Origin of the sequence: Buttiauxella cochleicola (genome assembly GCF_021283185.1) — a bacterium.
Lineage (GTDB): Bacteria > Pseudomonadota > Gammaproteobacteria > Enterobacterales > Enterobacteriaceae > Buttiauxella > Buttiauxella massiliensis.
Map to the genome: position 1 here is coordinate 1 of NZ_JAJSOS010000029.1, position 2,975 is coordinate 2,975.

The following is a 2,975-nucleotide window of genomic DNA, read 5'->3' on the forward strand; positions in this document are numbered from 1 at the left end:
CGATTGTGTCTCACGAGACATCTTCGGGTTGTGAGGTTAAGCGACTAAGCGTACACGGTGGATGCCCTGGCAGTCAGAGGCGATGAAGGACGTGCTAATCTGCGATAAGCGTCGGTAAGGTGATATGAACCGTTATAACCGACGATTTCCGAATGGGGAAACCCAGTGCAATTCGTTGCACTATCGTTAAGTGAATACATAGCTTAACGAAGCGAACCGAGGGAACTGAAACATCTAAGTACCTCGAGGAAAAGAAATCAACCGAGATTCCCCCAGTAGCGGCGAGCGAACGGGGAACAGCCCAGAGTCTGAATCAGTTTGTGCATTAGTGGAAGCGTCTGGAAAGTCGCAGGGTACAGGGTGATACTCCCGTACACAAAAATGCACTTGCTGTGAACTCGAAGAGTAGGGCGGGACACGTGGTATCCTGTCTGAATATGGGGGGACCATCCTCCAAGGCTAAATACTCCTGACTGACCGATAGCGAACAAGTACCGTGAGGGAAAGGCGAAAAGAACCCCGGCGAGGGGAGTGAAACAGAACCTGAAACCGTGTACGTACAAGCAGTGGGAGCCTCTTTTATGGGGTGACTGCGTACCTTTTGTATAATGGGTCAGCGACTTATATTCTGTAGCAAGGTTAACCGTATAGGGGAGCCGCAGGGAAACCGAGTCTTAACTGGGCGTTAAGTTGCAGGGTATAGACCCGAAACCCGGTGATCTAGCCATGGGCAGGTTGAAGGTTGGGTAACACTAACTGGAGGACCGAACCGACTAATGTTGAAAAATTAGCGGATGACTTGTGGCTGGGGGTGAAAGGCCAATCAAACCGGGAGATAGCTGGTTCTCCCCGAAAGCTATTTAGGTAGCGCCTCGTGAACTCATCTTCGGGGGTAGAGCACTGTTTCGGCTAGGGGGCCATCCCGGCTTACCAACCCGATGCAAACTACGAATACCGAAGAATGTTATCACGGGAGACACACGGCGGGTGCTAACGTCCGTCGTGAAGAGGGAAACAACCCAGACCGCCAGCTAAGGTCCCAAAGTCATGGTTAAGTGGGAAACGATGTGGGAAGGCACAGACAGCCAGGATGTTGGCTTAGAAGCAGCCATCATTTAAAGAAAGCGTAATAGCTCACTGGTCGAGTCGGCCTGCGCGGAAGATGTAACGGGGCTAAACCATGCACCGAAGCTGCGGCAGCGACGCTTATGCGTTGTTGGGTAGGGGAGCGTTCTGTAAGCCGTCGAAGCTTACCTGTGAGGGTAGGTGGAGGTATCAGAAGTGCGAATGCTGACATAAGTAACGATAAAGCGGGTGAAAAACCCGCTCGCCGGAAGACCAAGGGTTCCTGTCCAACGTTAATCGGGGCAGGGTGAGTCGACCCCTAAGGCGAGGCCGAAAGGCGTAGTCGATGGGAAACAGGTTAATATTCCTGTACTCGGTGTGACTGCGAAGGGGGGACGGAGAGGGCTATGTTAGCCGGGCGACGGTTGTCCCGGTTTAAGCATGTAGGCGGGAAGTTTAGGTAAATCCGGACTTCTATCTAACGCTGAGGTGTGATGACGAGGCACTACGGTGCTGAAGTAACAAATGCCGCACTTCCAGGAAAAGCCTCTAAGCATCAGGTCACATCAAATCGTACCCCAAACCGACACAGGTGGTCAGGTAGAGAATACCAAGGCGCTTGAGAGAACTCGGGTGAAGGAACTAGGCAAAATGGTGCCGTAACTTCGGGAGAAGGCACGCTGTCGGTAGGTGAAACCCCTCGCGGGTGGAGCTGAAGGCAGTCGAAGATACCAGCTGGCTGCAACTGTTTATTAAAAACACAGCACTGTGCAAACACGAAAGTGGACGTATACGGTGTGACGCCTGCCCGGTGCCGGAAGGTTAATTGATGGGGTTAAGCGCAAGCTGAAGCTCTTGATCGAAGCCCCGGTAAACGGCGGCCGTAACTATAACGGTCCTAAGGTAGCGAAATTCCTTGTCGGGTAAGTTCCGACCTGCACGAATGGCGTAATGATGGCCAGGCTGTCTCCACCCGAGACTCAGTGAAATTGAAATCGCTGTGAAGATGCAGTGTACCCGCGGCAAGACGGAAAGACCCCGTGAACCTTTACTATAGCTTGACACTGAACACTGGTCCTTGATGTGTAGGATAGGTGGGAGGCTTTGAAGTGTGGACGCCAGTCTGCATGGAGCCAACCTTGAAATACCACCCTTTAATGGCTGGTGTTCTAACGTAGACCCGTAATCCGGGTTGCGGACAGTGTCTGGTGGGTAGTTTGACTGGGGCGGTCTCCTCCTAAAGCGTAACGGAGGAGCACGAAGGTTAGCTAATCACGGTCGGACATCGTGAGGTTAGTGCAATGGCATAAGCTAGCTTGACTGCGAGAGTGACGGCTCGAGCAGGTGCGAAAGCAGGTCATAGTGATCCGGTGGTTCTGAATGGAAGGGCCATCGCTCAACGGATAAAAGGTACTCCGGGGATAACAGGCTGATACCGCCCAAGAGTTCATATCGACGGCGGTGTTTGGCACCTCGATGTCGGCTCATCACATCCTGGGGCTGAAGTAGGTCCCAAGGGTATGGCTGTTCGCCATTTAAAGTGGTACGCGAGCTGGGTTTAGAACGTCGTGAGACAGTTCGGTCCCTATCTGCCGTGGGCGCTGGAGAATTGAGGGGGGCTGCTCCTAGTACGAGAGGACCGGAGTGGACGCATCACTGGTGTTCGGGTTGTCATGCCAATGGCATTGCCCGGTAGCTAAATGCGGAAAAGATAAGCGCTGAAAGCATCTAAGCGCGAAACTTGCCCCGAGATGAATTCTCCCTGGGAACTTGATTCCCCTGAAGGAACGTTGAAGACTACGACGTTGATAGGCTGGGTGTGTAAGCGTAGCGATACGTTGAGCTAACCAGTACTAATGATCCGTGAGGCTTAACCTTACAACACCGAAGGTGTTTTGGTTGAGAGACTA

General features: G+C 52.6%; 1 rRNA gene. It reads left to right on the forward strand.

The features are described from left to right. Positions 1 to 34 precede the first annotated feature (34 nt). A 23S ribosomal RNA gene (locus LVQ76_RS22235) occupies positions 35 to 2,943 on the forward strand. Positions 2,944 to 2,975 lie beyond the last annotated feature (32 nt).